Origin of the sequence: Microcoleus sp. MON1_C1 (assembly GCF_036701945.1) — a bacterium.
In the GTDB taxonomy this organism is placed as follows: Bacteria; Cyanobacteriota; Cyanobacteriia; order Cyanobacteriales; family Microcoleaceae; genus Microcoleus.
On the sequence record NZ_JAUBRO010000039.1, the window covers coordinates 44,047 to 65,547 of the forward strand.

Below are 21,501 nucleotides of genomic sequence, written 5' to 3' on the forward strand. Positions count from 1 at the left end.
CGATCGCACCCCAGGCATTCTAAAATCAAAGGTAATTAACCTAGATTTCAACTCGATACCGCATGGATACTAAAGCTTTTAAACGATCGCTCCAACAGTCTGAAAACTACCACCGCAAGGGTTTCGGACACGAAGCTGAGGTAGCTGGGGTGATGCAGACGGCTTATCAAAGCAGTCTGATCCAGCAAATTCGCGACAATAATTACAGGCTAGAACGCGGCGCAGTTACGATCCGGCTAGCTGAGGCTTTTGGCTTTTGCTGGGGGGTGGAACGCGCTGTAGCTATTGCTTACGAGACTCGCAAACATTTCCCGTCAGAACGGATTTGGATTACTAATGAGATTATTCACAATCCGTCTGTAAATCAGCATTTGCGGGATATGGAAGTTGGTTTTATTTCTGTTGAGAAGGGACAGAAAGATTTTTCGGTTGTCGATAGCGGCGATGTGGTAATTTTACCAGCTTTTGGAGCAAGCGTCCAAGAAATGCAGTTGCTTAATGATAAGGGCTGCAAGATTGTTGATACTACTTGTCCTTGGGTTTCTAAGGTTTGGAATACTGTTGAAAAGCACAAAAAGAGGAATTATACTTCGATTATTCACGGTCAATACAAGCATGAGGAAACTGTTGCTACGAGTTCTTTTGCTGATAAGTATTTGATTGTATTGAATTTCCAGGAAGCTGAATATGTCAGCAATTATATCTTGCATGGGGGCGACCGCGATGAGTTTCTTGCTAAATTTAGCAAGGCTTATTCTGCTGGTTTTGACCCAGATGTGGATTTGGAAAGTGTTGGTATTGCTAACCAAACTACTATGCTCAAAACTGAGACAGAGAACATTGGTAAGTTATTTGAAAAAACGATGATGCGGAAGTTTGGACCTGAAAATTTGAACGACCATTTTCAGAGTTTTAATACTATCTGCGATGCGACTCAGGAACGCCAAGATGCTATGTTGAGTTTGGTTGAGGAAAAGTTGGATTTGATGCTGGTGATTGGGGGTTTTAATTCTTCTAATACTACGCATTTGCAGGAAATTGCGATCGACAAAACTGTTCCTTCTTATCACATTGATTGTGCGGAGCGCATTTTACCCGGAAATCGGATCGAACACAAGCCTTTGGGGCGAGATTTGGTCGTAACTGAAGGTTGGCTACCGGAGGGTAAAATTGTAGTCGGCGTGACTTCGGGTGCTTCTACGCCTGATAAGGTGGTTGAAGATGCGATCGATCGAATTTTGGCGATGAAAGCCGCTGCGGTTGTCTAATTATATTGTTTCTGCACTGCACTGGGAATCATAATTTTCTCAGTGCAGCACTTGCGTGATTCCTCGCTGGTGACATCGCTCGATCGCTCTCACGTAAGCCAAGAGAGTATAATTGCGATATAACCAGATTTGAGATTCAACTAATTTCAACCCATTAATTCTCCGCACTTACTCGATTGCTCGAATTGCTGATACTATTCACCCGCGCCATCGTTCCTGTGAATTTTTCCCCTGCGTCCAACCAATTATTAATTAAATAAAATATTAAAAATTTGCCTTTTTTTTGCGGTAAAAAGCTTGACGCTGCTGGCTCGACAAGGTATTATTTAATAATGGTAATATTGTCGAATTCAAAATTTATGTTACCACTTCCATTATCTAAAATATACCCCAAAAATCAACTTAAATCAATAGGTAAAAACTCCTTTTTTTGCGCCGCGATTTGAAACTGTGAAAGCAGCAGGATCGATGCAACAAAACATGGCAAATAAAGCTTTGTTGGCCACCCTAGATTGTGTGGCGTTGGCCTGAATCACGAGACGCAAGAGAGCAATTTCTGGCATTTCTGGCTTAAGGGGGATGCGAAAAGAATCGAAACTAAGTTACAAAAAAGATCCAGCGCACATTTGAGCCTTAAATTTATAGTCTTTAGCCACCCTATAGGCCCGCGCCAAAAATTCGAGTAGTCCGCATCCAGTTAAAATAAAAAAAGCAGGACTCGCACAGCGACTATTTCATGAAACAATCACTGACTCCCCAAATCACGGCAGGTATCGGAATGGTCGTGGCCCTGCTAATTTTCAATGCGGCAACTTCCTACCGCAACACTCTCAAGTTAATCGAAAACGAACACTGGGTGAGCCACACTCACAAAGTTTTAACCGAACTCGAAGCTACGCTTTCCACCTTAAAAGATGCTGAAACCGGACAGCGCGGTTATTTGCTGACGGGAGAAGAACGGTATTTAGAACCGTATAACAGCGCGCTCGCCCGCATCAACAAGCAAGTAGTCGGATTGCAGCAGCTAACGGCTGACAATAAGCGGCAGCAACAGCGCCTTCGCGATTTGAAAATTGCGATCGACTCTAAATTAGCCGACCTTGAAACAACCCTCAATCTGCGACGCAAACAAAACTTAGCAGCAGCCGTGCGGCAAATAAAAACCGGTAGGGGAAAGCAAATCATGGGGGACATTCGGCAGCAGATAGCCGCCATGACTGCCGAAGAAACTCAGCTATTGCAGCAGCGCGCCCGAGAATCTAAAAAAAGCGCTCATTTGACAATCCTGAGTTTTACCGTTGCGAGTTTAGTAAATTTCCTGTTGATGCTGTTGGTTTACTATTTGGTGAAGCGCGATCGAACTTTGCGGGACAATGCCGAAATCAAGCAAAATCAACTTTTAGACCAGCTAGATCACGATCGCCACTCCCTACAATTAAGCGAAGAACGTTTCCGTAGCGCCATTCTCAACGCACCGCTGCCAATTATGCTGCACGCTGAAAACGGAGAAGTTTTGCAAATTAACTGCGCTTGGACAGAACTCTCAGGCTACGAATACTCAGAAATTCCCACCATTGAAGATTGGACAGAAAAAGCTTACCACAGCCGCCAATCGCTAGTGCAAGCACATATCGATCGGCTGCACCAATTAAACGGCCGCATTTCTGAAGGCGAATATATGATTTCCACAGCCAGCGGCGAAACTCGAATTTGGGAGTTTTATTCCGCACCTTTAGGCAAGCTTTCCGACGGCAGAAGTCTAGTAATTAGTACCGCCCTTGACGTAACTGCGCGCAAACAAGCAGAAGCAGAAATTCGGATGCTCAATGCTACCTTAGAACGGCGAGTCGAACTCCGCACCAATGAACTTCAAGCAGCTAACGAAGAATTAGAAGCTTTCGCCTATACCGTAGCCCACGATTTGCGTGCCCCCCTGCGGGGAATGCAGGGATTGGCTGAAGCTTTATTAGAAGATTACCGTGACATCCTTGACGAACTCGGTCAAGAATACGCCCAGCAAATTGTTAATTCTGGGCAACAACTAGAAGAATTGATCCAAGATTTGCTAGCTTACAGCCGCCTGAGCCGCAGTGATTTATCCCTGCAAGTTTTAGACTTAGAATCTGCTGTGACCGAGGCAATTGCTATGGTAAAAGCTGACGCTAAATCCAGACACGCTCAAATCAGTGTTCGAGCGCCCTTGCCTGCGGTAATTGCCCACCGCGTTACTTTAGTTCAAGTAATAGCCAATCTGCTCACCAATGCTATAAAATTTGTGCAAGGCACACCACCCCAAGTGCATATCTGGGCCGAGGAACTTGAGCTGTCTCAAGAGGGAGAGACAGACAGCGATACAGCGGGAGAATTGGAAAGGGGGACTGTGGGACAGTGGGAACATTCCCAGTTACTTATGGTCAGCCCTGTATTGCCAGTCCCCATAATCCGTCTGTGGGTAGAAGACAATGGTATCGGTATTGCTCAAGAACATCAAAAACGCATTTTTCGGGTTTTTGAACGGCTGCACGGTATCGAATCTTACCCCGGAACAGGTATAGGATTAGCTATTGTAAAAAAAGGAGTCGATCGCATGGGCGGTCAAGTGGGAGTGGAATCTCAAGTAGGACAAGGCAGTCGATTTTGGATACAATTGAGGAAGCATGACCCAAATGCAGACGATTTTGCTGGTGGAAGATAACCCCGTTGATATTCTATTGATGCAGCGGGCATTTCGCAATGAGACTTTTGCTAATACTTCGCTGCAAATTGTCCGAGATGGAGATGCAGCGGTTTTTTATTTAAATGGGGACGGAGAATACAGCGATCGCGATCGCTATCCTTTACCTGCGATAATTTTACTAGACTTGAAATTGCCCAGGCGCTCCGGTCACGAGGTTCTAATTTGGCTGAGGCAGCAGCCGGAACTAAAACGCTTGCCGGTGGTTATGCTTACTTCTTCTAGGCAAACACCTGATGTCAAGCGAGCTTACGATTTAGGGGTGAATTCTTATTTAGTTAAACCAGTCGGGTTTGCTTCTTTATTAGAAATGATGCAGAGTTTTAACGAGTATTGGCTCAACTATACCGAATTGCCGGAACCGAGAGAATTTGGTGGTTTGTAGTGGCGGTTTCCCGGTTTTTCTTCCTCGTTTCCTCGTTACCAGGCTATTTCTGGTAACGACTGAATTAAGTTTTAACTGAGGAATCCCGTCATTTTTAATTTTAAAAGGGCAACATCCAACATTTTATTAGGAGCGATCGATCGGCACTCTAGCTAACAGCCCAATTATAGATTGTTAAAGTGGTACACATTCTGGTAATTGACGACAACCCAACGGATCGGCTGCTTGTCAAACGCGAGTTAGAGCGGCAATTCTCGAAATTGCAAATAACGGAAATTCCCGACGATAGATTATTTGCGGAAGCACTGAATCGAGGCGGATTCCATCTGGTAATTACCGACTACCAACTACGCTGGACGAACGGTATAGATGTGCTTAAAACTATCAAAGCCAGTTATCCAGGATGCCCGATTGTAATGTTTACGAATACTGGCAACGAAGAAATTGCTGTAGAGGCGATGAAATCCGGAGTGGATGACTACATTATCAAGTCGCCGAAGCACTACGTCCGCCTTTGCGTGGCGGTTCGCGGCGTACTCGATAGAGTTGCCGCCTGGGAACGAGTCGCCCGACTAGAAAATCAACTTAATTCTCTGCTAGAACGCTTAAATGTCGGAGTTTTTCGAGCGACTTCCGACGGGAAGCTTTTGGAAAGCAATCAAGCTTTCTTGCGCTTGTTTGATGCCAGCAATTTAGCAGATGTGCAAGGGATTTATCTGCAGCAATTGTTTTTGCAACCGGTAGATTCAGGGGAGTCTCGGTGTCAAAATCTGGAAATTACATTTCCTTTGGCAGACGGTCGAGTAAAATGGATTCGGTTTACTCAATATGTCTACAGCGCAGAAGGTGAAACTACGATCGACGGATTGGTGGAAGATATTACGGAACTCAAGCAAGCTGAACTTGCTTTGCGCGAATTTAATGAAACTTTGGAAGAGCGCGTGAGAGAGCGTACTGCTGAGTTACAAGAAGTTAACGCACAGCTCGAATCGTTTACCTATTCAGTTTCTCACGACTTGCGCGCTCCTCTGCGGGGAATTTCGTTTTTTGCTGAAACGTTGCTCCAAGATAGAAGCAGCGAGTTGGATGCTACCGCCCAGGATTACTTGTATCGGATTAATGACGCTGCAAGTCTGATGAATACTTTAATCGAAAATTTGCTAGAGTACAGCCGCCTCAGCAAAGCTAACTTGCCGCTAAAAGCAGTCTCTCTGAATTTGATTGTGGCTGGCTCGATCGCGCAACTAGAGGCTGAAATTGCCCAAAAACAAGCTCGGATAACGGTTGTTGAACCGCTACCTACGGTGTTAGCCCATCCTGGTACGCTGCTGCAAGTCTTGGCTAACTTGCTCTCCAATGCTATTAAATTTGTGCAGCCTGGGATACAGCCGCAGGTGCGAGTTTATGCAGAAGCTGAGGAGGAATATATCTATCTTTGGGTAGAAGACAACGGCATTGGTATTGAAGAAAAATTTCAAGACAGAATTTTTGGGTTGTTCGATCGCCTGCACGGTCAAGAAGTGTATCCGGGGACGGGAATTGGGCTGGCGATCGCTCGCAAAGGAGTCGATCGGATGGGGGGTGCGATCGGGGTGAAATCGACTTTGGGAATCGGTACCCGCTTCTGGGTAAAATTACGAAAGTGCGAGAGTTGAGGAAGCAAGTTTGGCAACGCGCAGTGAATCGGGATTTAAAAAAAGATGAGGTTCTACGCAAGAGGGTTTGAACAGCAATATTCGGCTGTAGCTCAAAGAATCAATCAACCTGCTGGTTCACACCCGAAGACAGAATAAACAATTAGTATAATGATAGTTAAGTAATATCTTGCACCGTTATACCGGCTGAGCAGGCTTTCCGATCAGTTTTACAACAACTTACTTAATTAATTTGCTTGTGGGCACGCCCCTAAAAAGCTGGTTGAGGATATTACAAGCTTTAAAATATAATAAAATACAAGCAAATACAATAAAATTATTGGCAAGTCTAATTAACCCACCAAGTACATATTCAAATTGTCGAGATTGCTTAAGAACATATTATTAGATTTAAGAGTGTTTGCGCCCATATAAAAACTAAAAGGCTAATGCTATCTATTCTGTTAATCGACGACAACCCGAACGATCGCCTGATGATCGAGCGGGAACTGAGGAAAACTTTTCCCGATTTAGAAATTAAATCCGTTATTGATATCCCAACTCTAGAACACATCCTGGCAGCCGGGGGTTTTGATATAGTAATTACCGACTACCAACTCCACTGGAGCGACGGATTAACTATTCTCCAAAAAGTTCACAGCCGCTACCCGAATTGTCCGGTAATTATGTGTACTGACAGCGGCAGCGAACAAGTGGCAGTCGAAGCTATGAAAGCCGGCTTAAGCGATTACGTGTTCAAAGGGCGGTACTTAAAGCGGCTGGCGGGGGCCGTGGGCGAAAGCTTGAAAAAACAGCAGTTGCGCGAGAACTACGCGAAAACGTCGGCGCAGTTGGCAATTTCGGAGGAAAGGCTGAGATTGGCGATCGAAGCCTCGAAAATGGGAATTTGGGATTGGAATGTATTAACTGGCGAGGTCGTTTGGTCGGAGGAACAGGAACTGTTATTCGGGTTGGAAAAAGGCAGTTTTCCGGGAACTTATGAAGCGTTTTTTGCCTGCATTCACCCGGATGACCAAGCCTCGATCGCCCGCGCTCTTGCCTTTGCTTTAGAAAATAAAATAGAATACAAGTACGAATTTAGAGTCCTTTGGCCCGATGGCAGCTTGCACTGGATCGCGGCTAGGGGCAAGTTTTTTGATGATGATACGGGTAAATCGGTGCGGTCGAGCGGCCTGGTTTGGGATATTACGGAGCGCAAATTATCGGAAGCGAGGGTGCAAGAAAGCGAGGAAAATTTGCGCTTTGCCCTAGAAGCAGCTAACACGATCGCTTTTACCTGGGATGTGGCATCGGGGGAAGTCCGCCGTTCGTCCAATGCCGAAACACAGATGGGTTTGGGCCCAAACAGCACCTTTGGTACTTTTGAGCAAAAAAAGAATGCGGTGCATCCAGAAGACCGTGAAAGGTTTTTGGCTGATGTGGATGCCGCACTCACCGGGACGGGAGTTTACGAGTCGGAATACCGCAAAGTGCGACCCGACGGCTCAGTGATTTGGCTTCACGAGAAAGGGCGGGTGGTTTTTGACGCATCCGGCACACCCCTCCGGCTGTTCGGCGTGGCGATCGACATTACGGGTCGCAAACAGTTAGAATACGACCGTTCGCGCGCGTTGGCCCGCGAGCAGTCGTATTTGCGCCGCCTGCAAAAGTTAACCTCCGCGTCAGTTGCTATCAACTCCACGCTGTCGGTGGCAGAAATACTTCAGTTAGCAGCAGATAGCGCCCGCCAAATTCTCGAAGTCCACCAGGTAGCGGTCAACCTCGACCCTGCCGCCACCTGGGATGCGGGAATTAGCAAGTTTTCCATGTCAGAAAAATACGCCGCGTGGCAAGATTACTGCGAAGAGCCAGACGGTACGGGCATTTACCAGGAAGTTTGCCAGCACCAACAGGCGATGCGGATGACTCAAACTGAGTTAGAGGCTCACCCGGCATGGCGGAAGTTCGGCAAGGCTGCGGGGAAGCACCCGCCGATGCGGGGCTGGCTGGCTGTACCGCTGACGACTCGGGACGGCAGAAATCTGGGATTGATTCAGTTGTCGGACAAGTATGAGGGGGAGTTTGCCGAAGATGATGAAACTATTTTAATGCAGTTGGCTCAGGCGGTGTCGGGGGCGATCGACAATGCCCGACTTTACGAGGAATCTCAGCAGGCAAATCGCATGAAAGATGAGTTTTTGGCAACTCTTTCTCATGAGCTGCGATCGCCCTTAAACGCGATTTTGGGCTGGGCGCAACTGCTGCAGCAACGCAGTTTGAGTCCGGCTGCTACTGGGCGGGCTTTAGAAACGATCGAGCGAAATGCTAAATTGCAAACTCAATTGATTGATGATTTGCTGGATATTTCGCGAATTATTCGCGGCAAGTTGACTTTGAATCCTTGTGCGGTAAATTTGATTTCCCTGGTGGAAGGAGCGCTGAATACGGTGCGGTTGGCTGCCGATGCTAAGTCGCTCGATTTGCGGTTTGCAATAGGAGATTTGGGTTTAGAGACTGCTGAATTTTCCAAGCTTGGGAAGGTTTCTGGCAATCCTGAATCTGAGTTAAATCCGAGATTTTGGGTATCAGGAGACCCTGGCCGCTTGCAGCAAGTAATTTGGAATTTGCTGACGAATGCGATTAAGTTTACGCCGCGCGGGGGGCGAGTTGAAATCCGGCTTTCGAGAGTTGATTCGGAGGTTGAGCTGGCTGTTACCGACACGGGAATTGGGGTTGCACCGAATTTTTTGCCTTACGTGTTTGACTCTTTCCGCCAAGCGGATGCTACGATTACTCGCATTTATAGCGGTTTGGGGCTGGGTCTGGCGATTGTGCGGCAGTTGGTGGAACTCCACGGTGGCACGGTTTGGGCCCAGAGTCCGGGACTGAATATGGGCTCGACTTTTACTTTCCGTCTCCCTGCGATGCAGGTAAATTCGATCCCAGACGAGGAAGCGCAGGTTTGGGCTGACGCTGCTAATTTACTGGGAGTTAAGATTTTGCTGGTTGATGACGAGGTTGATTCGCGGGAATTTATGAGGTTTGTCTTGGCAGATTCCGGGGCCACTGTCAGGGTTGCATCGTCTGCTGCTGAGGCGTTTGAGGTGGCTTCGCAGTTTAGCCCGGATGTTGTGGTCAGCGATATCGGAATGCCGGAGGAAGACGGCTATTCGCTGGTACGAAGGCTGCGTTCTTTGAACACACAGACAGGGAAATTTTGGGCGATCGCTCTGACGGCTTATGCTAGGGATGAAGACCGCGATCGTGCTTTTGCTGCGGGTTTTGACCGACATCTGTCTAAACCTGTGCAACCCGATGTCTTGGTAGAGACTATAGTCCAGTTGAGGCAGCAAGGGCTAACAACTTAAAAAATTCTCTTAATAATTGGGAATTGGTAATTGGAAATTGGGAATTAGGAATTGTGTTTTTAGTGACGACTTTAATCCTCGTAAAACTCGCTCGTACTTGCATTCCTGACTACAAATGTATAATGCTAATTTTACCGGATACAACCTGATTAACGCGACTGGATATCGACGGAATCGCTCAACTGAAAAATATAAAAAATTTGTATTTTTCAAACTATTCAACTTCTTCTTGTGGGACTTTGCTTGTAGCCAGCCTAAGATATGCAATTTCTATGCCGATTAGGTGAGGGGTTTGTGTTAATATGCTAAAATATCCAACAACCACGCGGTAATTAGGTGGACAAACTTCAGACAGATATAGAGGCAATTTACTCTCAAATAGAGGAATTGCGCCTGGAACGCCAGCAGCTTACTATTGCCGATGCTGTCCCAGCCGGTGATTCGCCCCAAGCGATCGCCGATGCTTATCGGCGTCACGCGAGGGAAACAGCACAAGTGTCGGCAGAAGTCAAGGGTATAGATGACGCGATCGCAGCTCTGTCTGCTCAACTGGCTCAGAAACAGCAGCAGTCGGTAAAGTTGCAAAGAATCACTCCCATGGAGCAGCAAGTTGAAGAAGGAAGATTGCTGGCTCAGGGACACGCGGAACGGATTAATGAACTGGCGGCGGAACTGGCTGCGGAAGTGAAGGGACTCAAAGCTATCGCCGACCAAATTAGTCCCAGCTACTGGCAGGTTTATTACAAGCCTTTTATTACTGGTTTTAAGAGTATATCTGTTCCCTACGTGCGATCGGACGGGGATGTTTGGACTATTGTCAATCGAGTAGTTTAGAGAGGCTGCGGGAGCAGAAATAATAAGCGCTCAAGACAATTTTTTCCTGTCCCTATTCCTCAACCTCAACCTCGCAGCAATTGCTTAATAGTGCCGACCAATTCCTGAGGGTGAAATGGCTTGGCGATGTAAGCGTCGGCTCCTTGTTTCATCCCCCAATAGCGATCGAACTCTTCGCTTTTGCTCGAACACATTACCACCGGCAAATTTTGGGTTTTAGGGTCGCTTTTGAGCCGGCGACAGACTTCGTAGCCGTTCATCCGGGGCATCACGATATCCAGAACGACTAAATCTGGGCGGTTAGCCTTGATTTGCTCTAGAGCTTCTACGCCATCACTCGCTACCGTGACGTTGAGTCCTCTACCTTTGAGCAAGTCGGCGATCATCTCCCGCAGAGTGACGCTATCATCAACAACCATAACTGTACTCATAGAATAATCCCTACCAAGTTTCTGGGTTGAAACGTTCACATTAACGTTTACACTAACGTTCACCTTCAAAAGTGTCTTTTCCTGATTGAGATTGCGCTCTGCTAGATGTAGTTTACCCACTTTTGCAGATTTCTCAATCATTTTCTGAGTAATTACCGCAAAATTTAAAGATCAGCGCAATCTCGGTTGACACACAAGGCTATGTCCGTTAGTCTATCATTTTCTTTCTCAAATGGTACTATTATCACAAAATAAGGGTATAGCTTGGTTGTGCGTTTCCGGTTGAGGACGGCGGCGCTCGGCCGCCTGCATCAACATTTGTCTACTTAGGATTTTTCGTACCTAAAGCCGATAGTTTTTGGTCGTAGAGCGTCTCTAAAACGACCGGGCGCTGGCGGTAGCTCTGACCGGTGTTTTTGCAGCCGTTAGCAACGATTCCCAAGACGGAAGCTCCAGAAAATTTTAATTCTTCTAAAACTTTGCGAACTTGCGATCGGTCTGTTTGCCCAATTTGGACGACCATAATCGTAGCGTCTGTGTGAGCTGCGATCAAGTGGGTGTCTGCCAAGCCAGTTAGTGGCGGGGTGTCATAAATTACTAAATCAAAAAATGCTTGAAATTGCTCCATCAGATACTGCATTTTTTTGGAAGAAAGAAGCTTGATCGGATCGGGGGCAATTTGGCCGGCGGTGAGTACGAACAAATTTTCTTGGTTCGGGGCTCGTTGAATCGCGTCGTTGAGGCTGAGATCCGTGGAGATGGCATCGCCCAGGCCACGCACGTTTGGCAGTCCTAACTTAGTGTGCAGTTGCGGGCAGCGCAAATCTGCATCTACTAACAATACTCTCTGTCCGACTGCTGCTGCTGTGGCTGCCAGGTGCAAAGCTACTGTAGATTTGCCGTCTCCGGCTACGGCTGAGCCGACTAAGAGCGATCGAATCGCCGTGCCTGCACTGAGCAAGTGAATGTTCGTGTAGAGCGATCGAAATGCTTCTAAAAATTGATAGTCCAAGTCGCTCAAAATACTTGGTTCTCCAATCTCCTGACCAGTATGTCTAGCTTGACCCGGTTCGACTACTTCCACTTTCGAGTTCGAGCGAGCCGATGTTAGTTTTCTCTGTCTGGCTGGCCGTCTGCGCTTGACTTTCTTGGTAAACGGAATTACCCCGAGTATTGGCAATCTTGTGGCCATTCTCAGTGATTCTGGAGTGTGGAACACAGTATTTAGTACCTCTACGAGCAAGCCGACTGCTATGCCCAGCAGACTGCTTAAAATTACTGCGAGCACTAACTGTTTTTTGGTTTGTTTGACGGTAGCTGTTATAGGGTTGCCGAATTTGTCTAGCGGAATTTCCGGAGGATTTATCAGCACCCAGGGTATTTGCTGCTGAGCCGCATCGATCCGCAAGGCTTCTCGTTTTGCCAAGAAGTCCGAAAAACTCTTAGTAACTACTTGCAGTTCCCGCTGTAAATTGTCGTATTCTCGGGTTGTGACTGAAAAGTTTCTAATTTTTTGGTTGAGAGCATTTTGCAAAGCTGTCATTTCGCGATCGCGCGCTTCAATTTCTTTGATTTGGGTCTCTAAATTTCCCATCACCACTTCTCTTGCTTGTTGGGTGGCGGTTAAAATCAGTTCTTCCCGACTTTTTCGCAGCGCTAAAACTGGCAAACTGTCTTCTCTGTACTGAGCTAATTTTAATGACAATTCGGAGTCTATTCTCTGAATTTGACCTAATAGTCCGCCGTAAGCTTGTCCTTGGGTCATCAGCAGCCCCTGGGGATTATTTTCGTTTAGTAGTTTTTCATAGCTTTGGTAGAGGTTTCGCATCCCTTTTAGCTGAACTCTAATTTCTACTTGCTTGCCCCGAATGCTTTGAACTTGTTCCGACAGAGATTTTCCCTCTAGCTGGGGTTCAAACAAGTTGCTCTGCTGCCGCAGTCTTTGGACTTGCAGTTGCAGAACTTCCACTCTTTCTCGGAGCTTGGGCATCTCCGTATCTATAAATTTAATACCTTGATTAATGCCCATCAGCCGTTGCTGCAAGCTGTAATCTAGATAAGCTTTAGAAATTTTTTCCAATACGCGGTAAATTTTTTTTCGGTTTGAATCTTTGTAGCGAACTTGTAAAATTTTTGTGCCTTGCTGTTTGCCATCTTTCGTGTAGCTGATGCGCTGGATCGACATTTTTGAGATCAGTTCGCTATAGTTCATTTTGGGATACGAAGCCCGCAATTCCTCAATCACTGGCTGCATCATTTTGGGACTTCGCAAAATCCTAATTTGGGTTTCGTAGTCTAGTAGGCTAATTCCTTCTATATTAATTCTTGCTAAGTCGGCAGCTTGGGTGTTGTTTAATTGTTTGGATTGCAAACCTTCAGCCGTGGCTGGTTCTACTAACAGGGAAAAGGACCCTTCATACTCGACCGTTATGCTTTTAGAAGTGGCGACGATCGCTGCTCCTGCGAGGGCGCTCAAAGCTATGGTGGCTGCTGCCATGACCAGGAAGCGACGGCGCACGACCCCGAACAGCCATGACAAGTCTAGCTTTTCTTCTTCTCTCTCCTCTACGAAGTGATCTTTGTAGTTCTGAGCAGATAACTCCGGCAGTTTGCCATTCGATTTGGGGGTGAAGGGTTGGTAATCTTGTCTGCTATCCATATTCAGCCTGGGTATTTTTGAGGTTGATATTTTTGAGGTTGATATTTTTGAAGAGGCCAAGTCGCGGCTGGGTAATCTTATTGTTTAGTTTATTCTAGCCTTTGCCAGGAATTATCCACCTCACCCGCCGCCTTCTTACCTGAATAAAAATCGGAGAACGTTTATAAAATTTAACACTCCCGTAGCTGGCCCGACAGGTCCGATTACAGCGTTCATGCGATCGACAAAATTGACGAGACCCCTGCGAGATACGATAATCATGTCGTTGTTGCGAAGTTGAGGATTGGTTTCTTCGTTAATTCCTTGACTTAAATCGATTTGGATCGTCCGTTTAGTAGCTGTACCGTCGGTATTGAGGCGGACTAGCTCAACTTTATCTCTTCTAGCTCTGGTATTCTCGTACCCAAAAAATCCTCTGGAAACTAAAGCTTGATTCAGCGTGGCATTAGCTGGGAGTCTCAAGGGATCGAGGGATGTTCTGAGTTCTCCTACTACAAAAACGTTAATGCCAGTGGGAGCAAAGTTAGTGCTAGCGAGCACACCAGCTTCTGCGGGGTTGACGATCGTAGCTTTGGGTACGATGATCGTGTCTCCCTCCTGGAGGATGGTATCTTGGGCGCCGTCGCCGGACTCTAGGAACTGCCACAGGTTGACTGGGATAATTTGTTCGCCTCTTCTGGTGACGCGCCGCACTTGGATTTGCCGGATGTCGGCATCCGAGGTGATGCCGCCGGCTAGCTGAATAGCCCGGATGACGGTAGGGAAACCTTCGCGGCTGAGGTCGTTTGTGGTGTTGCCGCCGATGACGACGTAAGCCCCAGGGCGGGTGACTTGACCGACGATGGAGATCGATCGAGGTTTTTCTGGGGGTGGCGAAAAGTTGGCGGTCGCAAATTGACGAGCTTCTGCTTGGTTGAAGTTGGCGACTGTGGGAATCACGATTGTGTCTCTGTCTTGCAAAATGATGTCTTGAGAGATGTCTCCTTCTTGCAAGAATTTCCACAGGTTGACGTTGAGCACTTGATCGGGGCCGTCTCGTTGGGGACGGCGGACGCGGATGTTGCGGATGTCGGCGACACCCGTGACGCCTTCTGCGAGTCTGATCGCTTGGGTGACGGTAGGGTACTGGACACTCGGCGAGGCTCCCGGGCCGGGAGTTAGGGTCATAATGAAGTTTCCGGGCCTGGTGACTTCTCCGATAACGCCGACGTTGAGGGGGCGGGCGGCGACGAGGCTGACTGTGACGATGGGGTCTTTGAGGACGCGACGGTAGGCGTTGCGGATGATGTTGGTGGCTTCTACTAAGGTGCGGCCGCGGACGGAGACCAAGCCGATCAGGGGCAGGTTGACTGAACCGTCGGAAAGGACTTCGTAGCCGCGGCTGAGTTCGGGTACTTCGAGTATTTCTACTTGGATGCGATCGCCACCACCGAGTTTATAGCTTTCCGGCGATCTCGTAACGGGCGCAACATTCTGGGCTTGCTCTGCGCCTAGCGGGATGGGAAGTTGTGCCGGGGTGCTTCTGGCGTCAGCGATGACAGTGGAAGCAAACAAGACAACACCCACAACCGACCGGGCTATCTGTCCTGGAAAATGGGTGTTAACCATACACCACCTAATTTTATTGACTATGATTTATATAAGTGTAGCCTTTTTAGTGCTGGGCAAAAAGCTCATTATTTTAAGCTATCGCCGAAAAAAGGATGCTGTATTTTTGCTGTATGCCTAATTTCTGTGCTAGCGTGGTTGCGGGTTGACGGCTATATTTTATATCTATATAACTTGATCTTGTTTTTGATAAAGGAAAGCAATTATGACTCAACCAGTGTCTAAAGCAAATATGCTGAAGGAGCTGATTTTAGGTAGTTCTTCATTAACATGGATGCTAATTGCTATATTCGCGATGGCAACTATACTATTATTTCAATTTTCCAGCTATAAAAAGATTGGTTTGGCTTTAGAAAAAAGCTTTGCTATTTTATATATTTTCATCTCTCCCGTACTGACACAACCTCCTTTTAATTACTTGCATTTTATTAATTTGAAAGATCCAGAAGGTGGCATTTTAAAACTGCTACCTTATTTCTTTTACCCCTGGGTATTACTTATTTTGTTGTCACGGTTTAAAGACTTTAGTAGCAATTTTATACAGTTTTTTGCTAAATTATTAATCATGAATTCTTTTTTTTTACTTTATACATTACTTCCATTACTGTCTACATTATGGTCCCTAGTTCCTGAAGAAACGCTAAGAGCAGGTCTAGCTTTTTCAGGATTTACTGTTTTCGGGTGTTACATTGCAGCGCAATATAAATGGGAAGATTTATCTCGTTTTTGGCGATGGGGATACACGGCACTCGGTTTGGCCAGTTTTGTAATGAAACCCCCTGGCTCAGGTGATTTTGTAGGCTTAACTCTATCTAAAAATTCTTTGGGGGGAGTCTTAGCTTTATGTACGGCATTTTGGTATTTGCATTATTCTCAAGGAGCTAAAACTCAGAAAGAACGCTGGATTGCTTTGGGAATGATGTTATTTTCATTTTACCTGGTGAGGGCTAATAAGTCTGGCTCTGCTCTAGTGATTACTATCATATTAATAATTGCAGTCTCCTCGCTAAATTTTCTAAAAAATTTAAGTTTTCAGTGGGCATTTACGGCGATTATATTTTTCCTGGTTTTCAGCATAATTATGACTGTTTTTGTAGTAGACAACCTAGAGGATATTATTGTAGGTGGGTTAGGCAAAGACTTGACTCTAACTGGGCGCACCGAATTCTGGCCACAGTTAATGGATGCGGTCAACCAGCGCCCCTGGTTTGGCTACGGATACGATGGATTTTTTCAACAAGATAAGTTAGGCTCGGCTACTCCTGCTTATTTTATTTATACTCCTAATGGATTTCAACCTAAAAATCCTCACAATGGGGGGATCGGTATCTTGTTAGCATTCGGTTGGCCGGGATTAATTCTAATGATGACTTCCTTGCTGCTCAATTTAGCTTACGCAGTTCGGTATTTGAGTCGTAGCACGCTGGAAGAAGCGGGAATACCTATTTGTTTTCTAGTGTCTATTATTATAAGCAATATCACAGAAGGTTATATTATAGATATAGGAAATCCTTGGCTGAGTTACGCAATGTTGACGGTTCGACTTGCGATAGATAATGCTAACAATAGTTCTAACAGTAGCACCAGTAACCCTCAAAGGCGTTCTTTAGCTCGCACTGTTTATTGAAGTAACCTTTATTGAACGGATCGTGAGTCAAGTTGTGGTATGTTGTTATAGGATCAACCAGTCTAATTCTGCGAGATTGCCGAGCCTGCCAGAACCGCGTTTGTGTTTTGTAAAGATTTAAAATATTCTGATGCTAGATAAGTTAACTGCGGTCAGTCAAAGGCTCGCCCCTAGTCTGCGCCAGGTACTCAGCAACATAGCTTGGCTGTTCACTGACCAAATCTTGCAGATGGGTCTAGGTCTGTTTGTAGGCCTTTGGGTGGCTCGCTATCTTGGTCCGACACAATTTGGATTGCTCAACTACGCACTCGCCTTTGTGTCGCTGTTTAGTTCGGTAGCAACGATGGGCTTGGGTACTCTGGTAGTGCGGAATATCGCTCGCGACCCCGAATGCAAAAATGAGACCCTGGGAACTGCCTTCGGACTGCAATTTACTGGTGGCTGCATCACTTTGGTGTTAAGTGTCACCGTGATTGCGCTACTCAAGCCCAACGACACTCTGACTCGGTGGCTGGTAGGTATCATCGCAGCAGGAACCATCTTTAATGCTTTTGAAGCAATCAATTTTTGGTTCCAGTCCCAAATCCAGTCAAAATATACAGTGTTGGCTAAAAATTCGGTATGTTTTTTAGTTGCTGCAGTCAGAATTGGGTTAGTGACTATTAAAGCCCCCCTGCTTGCCTTCGCCTGGATTCGATTGGCAGAGGTGGCAGTGGTAGGAATGGCTTATGTATATTTTTATAAGCTTACTGGGAATAAAATTAAGGATTGGCAATTCAGTTGGGAGCGGGGTAAGGAACTGCTATCGGAGAGTTGGCCGATAATTTTGTCGGGATTGGCAATTTATATGTACTCAAAAACCGATCAGATCATGCTCGGTGCCATGAATAAAAATGCTGAACTGGGCTATTATGCTGCCGCAGTTAAAATTTCGGAAATCTGCGATTTCTTGCCGATGATTCTATCAAGCTCTATTTTCCCCAAACTAGCGAATTTGAGAAAGACAAATTATGAAGAATATCTAAATAAATTTCAAATTTACTCGGATATTATGATATTTTTATGGTTGGGAGTGGCCATACCGATATCATTACTTTCTCCATGGATAGTGCATCTACTTTACGGGGAAAACTATGCGAAGTCAGCAGCGGTACTGTCACTCTATGTTTGGGCGCAATTTGGCAGTAACTTTGGAGTAGCACGGAGTACATATTTGAACATAGAAGGTCAGTTGCGCTACGGTCTTTACTTGACTGTAGTCGGATCTATTCTAAATGTAGGGTTGAACTTTTGGTTGATTCCTAAGTATGGAGCTTTTGGAGCAACGGCGGCTACTCTGATAACTTATTTTTACGTGATTATATTAGTCAATTTCTTAATTAAGGAATTGCGGCCTTTTAGCACTTTCATTTGGCGATCCTTTAACTTATACAAGGCGGCTGGTAGAATCAGAGGATTAGTAAAGTGATTCAAATTAAACCTAAAATCGAACAGCGCTCGAATTGCCCCTATTGCGGCACGGAACTTAATGCCAAAAGTATTTTGTGGCAAGGAATACATATTGTTCTGGACTGTAAGTGCGGGGGATGTGGAAGCCAAATAATGGACGAGTTGAGAGTAGGTCATGGAGTTAGAAACTCCGTCCAAGTTGATACAATCAAAGGTGAAGTTTTTGCAAAAGTTGCTAACATAAAAGAATGGCTAGGCAAACCATTACTCTATTCACTCCAAAATCCTCAAACCGAAAAAATTGAGATTGTTAAAGAAATTTTTAAACCCTGCAAGCGGGTAATTATCTTAAACTGTATCGATCATCTTTATGGTCATTCCCTGCTGAAGTTGCTAAATGCACAAAGGCACTTAGAATGCAACTCTGACTGCGGGTTAGTTGTGATAGTTCCTAAGTTTCTAAGGTGGATGGTTCCTGATGAAGTTGCCGAAGTCTGGACAGTACCTATTTCTTTAAAAAATGGTCAAACTTACTATCCCAGCTTCGCTGAGTTTGTTGAGGAAGAAACGAAACGCTTTGATGAAATTTATGTCAGCGAAGCCCATTCTCATCCTAGCCAGTTTGACATCACGCGGTTTACTAGAGTTCCCAAACACAAATTTGAAGAGCCAGAAATAAGAATTACTTTTATTTGGCGCGAAGATCGTTTATTAGTTAACAGTGGGCTGTTCCGAGTTTTGAAAAAGCTCAATCAACGAGAAAGGGCATTGCCATTACAAAATTTGAAAATTCAGCAGTTATTTGAGAAAATCAGGTTGCAAGTACCAGAAGCAAAATTTGCCGTAGCTGGTTTGGGGAGAAAAACTAAGTTTCCCGAATGGATTGAAGATTACAGAGTGGAGAGTTTTAATGAAAAAGTTGAAAAGGAAATATGCCAGGTTTATTCACAAAGCCGCTTAGTAATTGGTCTTCACGGCTCTAATATGTTGCTACCTTCTGCTCATGCTGGTATGACAATTGATTTGATAGATGAGCGTTGGGGGAACTTTGCCCAAGATATTTTATACCAAGAAGGTGACCCGAGAATGGCTAGTTTTCGCTATAGATTTTTGCCCTATCAGACTAGCAATGAGACACTGGCCTACATAGCGGCTGTGATGCTCCAAAAGTGGTTTAATTTTAAATCGCAGATGACTGCTGATATTGTTAATTCAGATGTTGAAGACTACTAGAAAAAGTAGAGTCGCAGAAATGTTCAATTACCAAATCCAAACACCCGTCGCTTTTATCATCTTCAAACGTCCAGATACAACGGCTAAAGTATTTGAGGCAATTCGTCAGGCCAAACCTCCCAAATTGCTAGTAATTGCTGACGGCCCACGTCCAGATAGGCCTGGAGAAGATCAAGAATGTGCTGCAGCTAGAGCTATTATTGACCAAGTAGATTGGGACTGCGAAGTTGTGAAGAATTACGCAGACGTAAATCTCGGTTGTCGCCTGCGCGTTTCTAGCGGTATGAATTGGGTGTTCGATCAAGTTGAAGAGGCAATTATTCTTGAGGATGACTGTCTGCCTCATCCTACTTTTTTCCGTTTCGCTGAAGAATTGCTGGAGCGTTACCGAGACGATCAGCGGATTCTGTCAATCTCTGGTCAAAATGTTCAATTTGGGCGCAAAAGAACTGATTATAGTTACTACTTTTCTCGCTACAATCACTGCTGGAGCTGGGCGAGTTGGAGGCGAGCTTGGCAGCATTATGATTTAGATATGAAGTTGTGGCCGGAAATTCGGGATGGTAATTTTTTAATGGATGTGCTGGGAGACTCCCATGCTGTAAAAGTTTGGACAAATACTTTTCAGCTTTGTTATGAAAAAAAATTACAGAGTTGGGCTTTTCCGTGGACATTTGCTAGTTTTATTCAAAATGGTATGAATATTCTTGCGAATGTCAATTTAGCTTCTAATATCGGGCATGGTGTAGGGGGAACTAATACGGAGGATGTCAACAGTCTTTATAGTAATATGCCTGTAGAAGCTATAACATTTCCGATGAAACACCCAGCCTTTGCGATTCGGGATGTGCAAGCAGATAATTTTACTGAAAACACCTTATATGATTACGATCCGCCCTTGCTAAGAAAGGTGCAAAAAAAAGTCAATAAACTTTTGAAAAAATCACGCAAAGTCAGCTAGAAATCTAGAGGAGAGGCAGGGGAAATGAAGGTTGTACTTCTCAATAGTTCTGATAGTGAAGGGGGGGCAGCCCGCGCCGCTTATCGACTACACCAAGGTTTCCAGGGGATTGGTGTGTCTTCGCAAATGCTGGTAAAAAATAAGAGTAGTGGCGATCCCAATGTAATTTCGTCACCAAATAGTATTGCGGCTAAGTTTGACAAGATTATATCAACTTTATCTAACGCACCATTGCGGCTCTACCCTCAAAGAAACCCGGTTATATTTTCTACAGAATTGCTGCCAGATGCTCTATCGGATCGACTAGGGGTACTCGCTCCTGATATTATTAATTTACACTGGGTTTGTGGGGGTTATTTACAAGTAGAAAGTCTTCCCAAGTTTAAGCAGCCCTTAGTTTGGACGCTGCATGATATGTGGCCTTTTACAGGTGGCTGTCACTACAGTGAAGATTGCAATCGCTACACTCAATCTTGTGGTAGCTGTCCGCAACTTCACAGTAATAAAAATTCGGATCTGTCCCGGTGGGTGTGGCAGCGGAAAGCTAAAGCTTGGGATAAGCTTAACCTAACTTTGGTTAGCCCTAGTGTTTGGTTAGCGAAATGCGCTCATTCTAGTTCTTTATTCAAAGATTTTCGAGTTGAAATAATTCCTAATGGCATCAATACTCAAAAGTACAAACCCATAAATCGTCACTGGGCGCGAGAAATCCTGAATTTGCCTCAAGATAAACAAATTGTACTCTTTGGAGGTGCAGGTGGAACGGGCGATCGCTGGAAAGGATTTAACTTGCTCGTACCCGCTTTACAAAGCCTCAGTAAATCAGGCTGGAAAGATAGGATAGAGTTGCTGGTTTTTGGCTCTTCTGAACCAGAAAATCCCATTGAACTTGGTTTTAAAACTCACTATTTGGGGAGACTCGCCGATGATATTTCCCTAGCCACTGTTTATGCAGCAGCAGATATTTTTGTCGCCCCTTCCGTGATAGATAACTTGCCAAATACAGTCATGGAAGCCCTTGCTTGCGGCATCCCCAGCGCCGCATTTAATATTGGGGGACTGCCCGATATGATCGAACACTGCTCAAATGGCTATTTAGCTAAACCTTATGAAACAGAAGACTTAGCGCGAGGAATTGCTTGGGTTTTAGAAGATCCCAATCGGCATCAAAAACTTTGTATTCGCGCCCGCCAGAAAGTGGAACAAGAATTCACCTTGGAGATACAAGCAAATCGCTATTTGTCTGTTTTTAACGAGGTTCTGTCAACTCCAAAGTAAAGATAAAAATCTTATTTTATTGGGTAAATTTT

14 protein-coding genes are annotated in these 21,501 nt (G+C 45.3%); 11 read left to right on the forward strand and 3 right to left on the reverse strand.

Features of this window, described 5'->3' with window-relative positions; translation table 11 throughout:
• The first annotated feature begins 62 nt into the window (after nucleotides 1–62).
• From QUA62_RS20990 to QUA62_RS21015, 6 genes are all read left to right on the forward strand, one after another.
• The gene (locus tag QUA62_RS20990; protein ID WP_333406400.1) at nucleotides 63–1,268 is read left to right on the forward strand and encodes a 4-hydroxy-3-methylbut-2-enyl diphosphate reductase; all 1,206 of its coding nucleotides are present in this window, start codon (nucleotides 63–65) and stop codon (nucleotides 1,266–1,268) included.
• Nucleotides 1,269–2,004: 736 nt separating this feature from the next.
• On the forward strand, nucleotides 2,005–3,963 hold the full coding sequence (locus tag QUA62_RS20995) for a CHASE3 domain-containing protein (protein ID WP_333406402.1): 1,959 nt from the start codon (nucleotides 2,005–2,007) through the stop codon (nucleotides 3,961–3,963).
• Nucleotides 3,926–4,387, forward strand: a complete 462-nt coding sequence (locus tag QUA62_RS21000) for a response regulator (protein ID WP_333406404.1) — start codon at nucleotides 3,926–3,928, stop codon at nucleotides 4,385–4,387. Before QUA62_RS20995 ends, QUA62_RS21000 begins: the two co-directional genes overlap by 38 nt.
• Before the next feature lie 179 nt (nucleotides 4,388–4,566).
• Nucleotides 4,567–6,042 (forward strand): ATP-binding protein, encoded by a 1,476-nt coding sequence (locus tag QUA62_RS21005; protein ID WP_333406405.1) that lies wholly within the window; start codon nucleotides 4,567–4,569, stop codon nucleotides 6,040–6,042.
• Nucleotides 6,043–6,470: 428 nt separating this feature from the next.
• On the forward strand, nucleotides 6,471–9,389 hold the full coding sequence (locus QUA62_RS21010) for a response regulator (RefSeq protein ID WP_333406406.1): 2,919 nt from the start codon (nucleotides 6,471–6,473) through the stop codon (nucleotides 9,387–9,389).
• A 336-nt stretch (nucleotides 9,390–9,725) separates the two neighbouring features.
• Entirely contained in the window at nucleotides 9,726–10,223 is a 498-nt protein-coding gene (locus QUA62_RS21015) for a hypothetical protein (RefSeq protein WP_190661498.1), read from the forward strand.
• Between the two features lie 65 nt (nucleotides 10,224–10,288).
• On the opposite strand, the gene QUA62_RS21020 is transcribed toward QUA62_RS21015, so the two are convergent.
• The 3 genes from QUA62_RS21020 to QUA62_RS21030 all read right to left on the reverse strand — a co-directional run bounded on the left by QUA62_RS21020 (nucleotide 10,289) and on the right by QUA62_RS21030 (nucleotide 14,921).
• The gene (locus tag QUA62_RS21020) at nucleotides 10,289–10,654 is read right to left on the reverse strand and encodes a response regulator transcription factor (RefSeq protein WP_039886668.1); all 366 of its coding nucleotides are present in this window, start codon (nucleotides 10,652–10,654) and stop codon (nucleotides 10,289–10,291) included.
• Between the two features lie 322 nt (nucleotides 10,655–10,976).
• Complete coding sequence (locus QUA62_RS21025; protein WP_333406407.1) at nucleotides 10,977–13,313, reverse strand: polysaccharide biosynthesis tyrosine autokinase; 2,337 nt, start codon at nucleotides 13,311–13,313, stop codon at nucleotides 10,977–10,979.
• A 135-nt stretch (nucleotides 13,314–13,448) separates the two neighbouring features.
• The gene (locus tag QUA62_RS21030) at nucleotides 13,449–14,921 is read right to left on the reverse strand and encodes a polysaccharide biosynthesis/export family protein (protein WP_190661505.1); all 1,473 of its coding nucleotides are present in this window, start codon (nucleotides 14,919–14,921) and stop codon (nucleotides 13,449–13,451) included.
• Nucleotides 14,922–15,126: 205 nt separating this feature from the next.
• Between QUA62_RS21030 and QUA62_RS21035 the strand changes: the two genes are divergently transcribed.
• From QUA62_RS21035 to QUA62_RS21055, 5 genes are all read left to right on the forward strand, one after another.
• Complete coding sequence (locus QUA62_RS21035) at nucleotides 15,127–16,548, forward strand: O-antigen ligase family protein (RefSeq protein WP_333406408.1); 1,422 nt, start codon at nucleotides 15,127–15,129, stop codon at nucleotides 16,546–16,548.
• A 130-nt stretch (nucleotides 16,549–16,678) separates the two neighbouring features.
• Nucleotides 16,679–18,016, forward strand: a complete 1,338-nt coding sequence (locus QUA62_RS21040) for a flippase (RefSeq protein WP_333406409.1) — start codon at nucleotides 16,679–16,681, stop codon at nucleotides 18,014–18,016.
• Nucleotides 18,013–19,230: a hypothetical protein gene (locus QUA62_RS21045; protein ID WP_333406410.1), complete on the forward strand. Its 1,218-nt coding sequence runs from the start codon at nucleotides 18,013–18,015 to the stop codon at nucleotides 19,228–19,230. Before QUA62_RS21040 ends, QUA62_RS21045 begins: the two co-directional genes overlap by 4 nt.
• Nucleotides 19,231–19,249: 19 nt before the next feature.
• Complete coding sequence (locus tag QUA62_RS21050) at nucleotides 19,250–20,191, forward strand: glycosyltransferase family 2 protein (RefSeq protein ID WP_333406411.1); 942 nt, start codon at nucleotides 19,250–19,252, stop codon at nucleotides 20,189–20,191.
• Nucleotides 20,192–20,215: 24 nt separating this feature from the next.
• On the forward strand, nucleotides 20,216–21,469 hold the full coding sequence (locus QUA62_RS21055; RefSeq protein ID WP_333406412.1) for a glycosyltransferase family 4 protein: 1,254 nt from the start codon (nucleotides 20,216–20,218) through the stop codon (nucleotides 21,467–21,469).
• The last annotated feature ends 32 nt before the right edge of the window (nucleotides 21,470–21,501 follow it).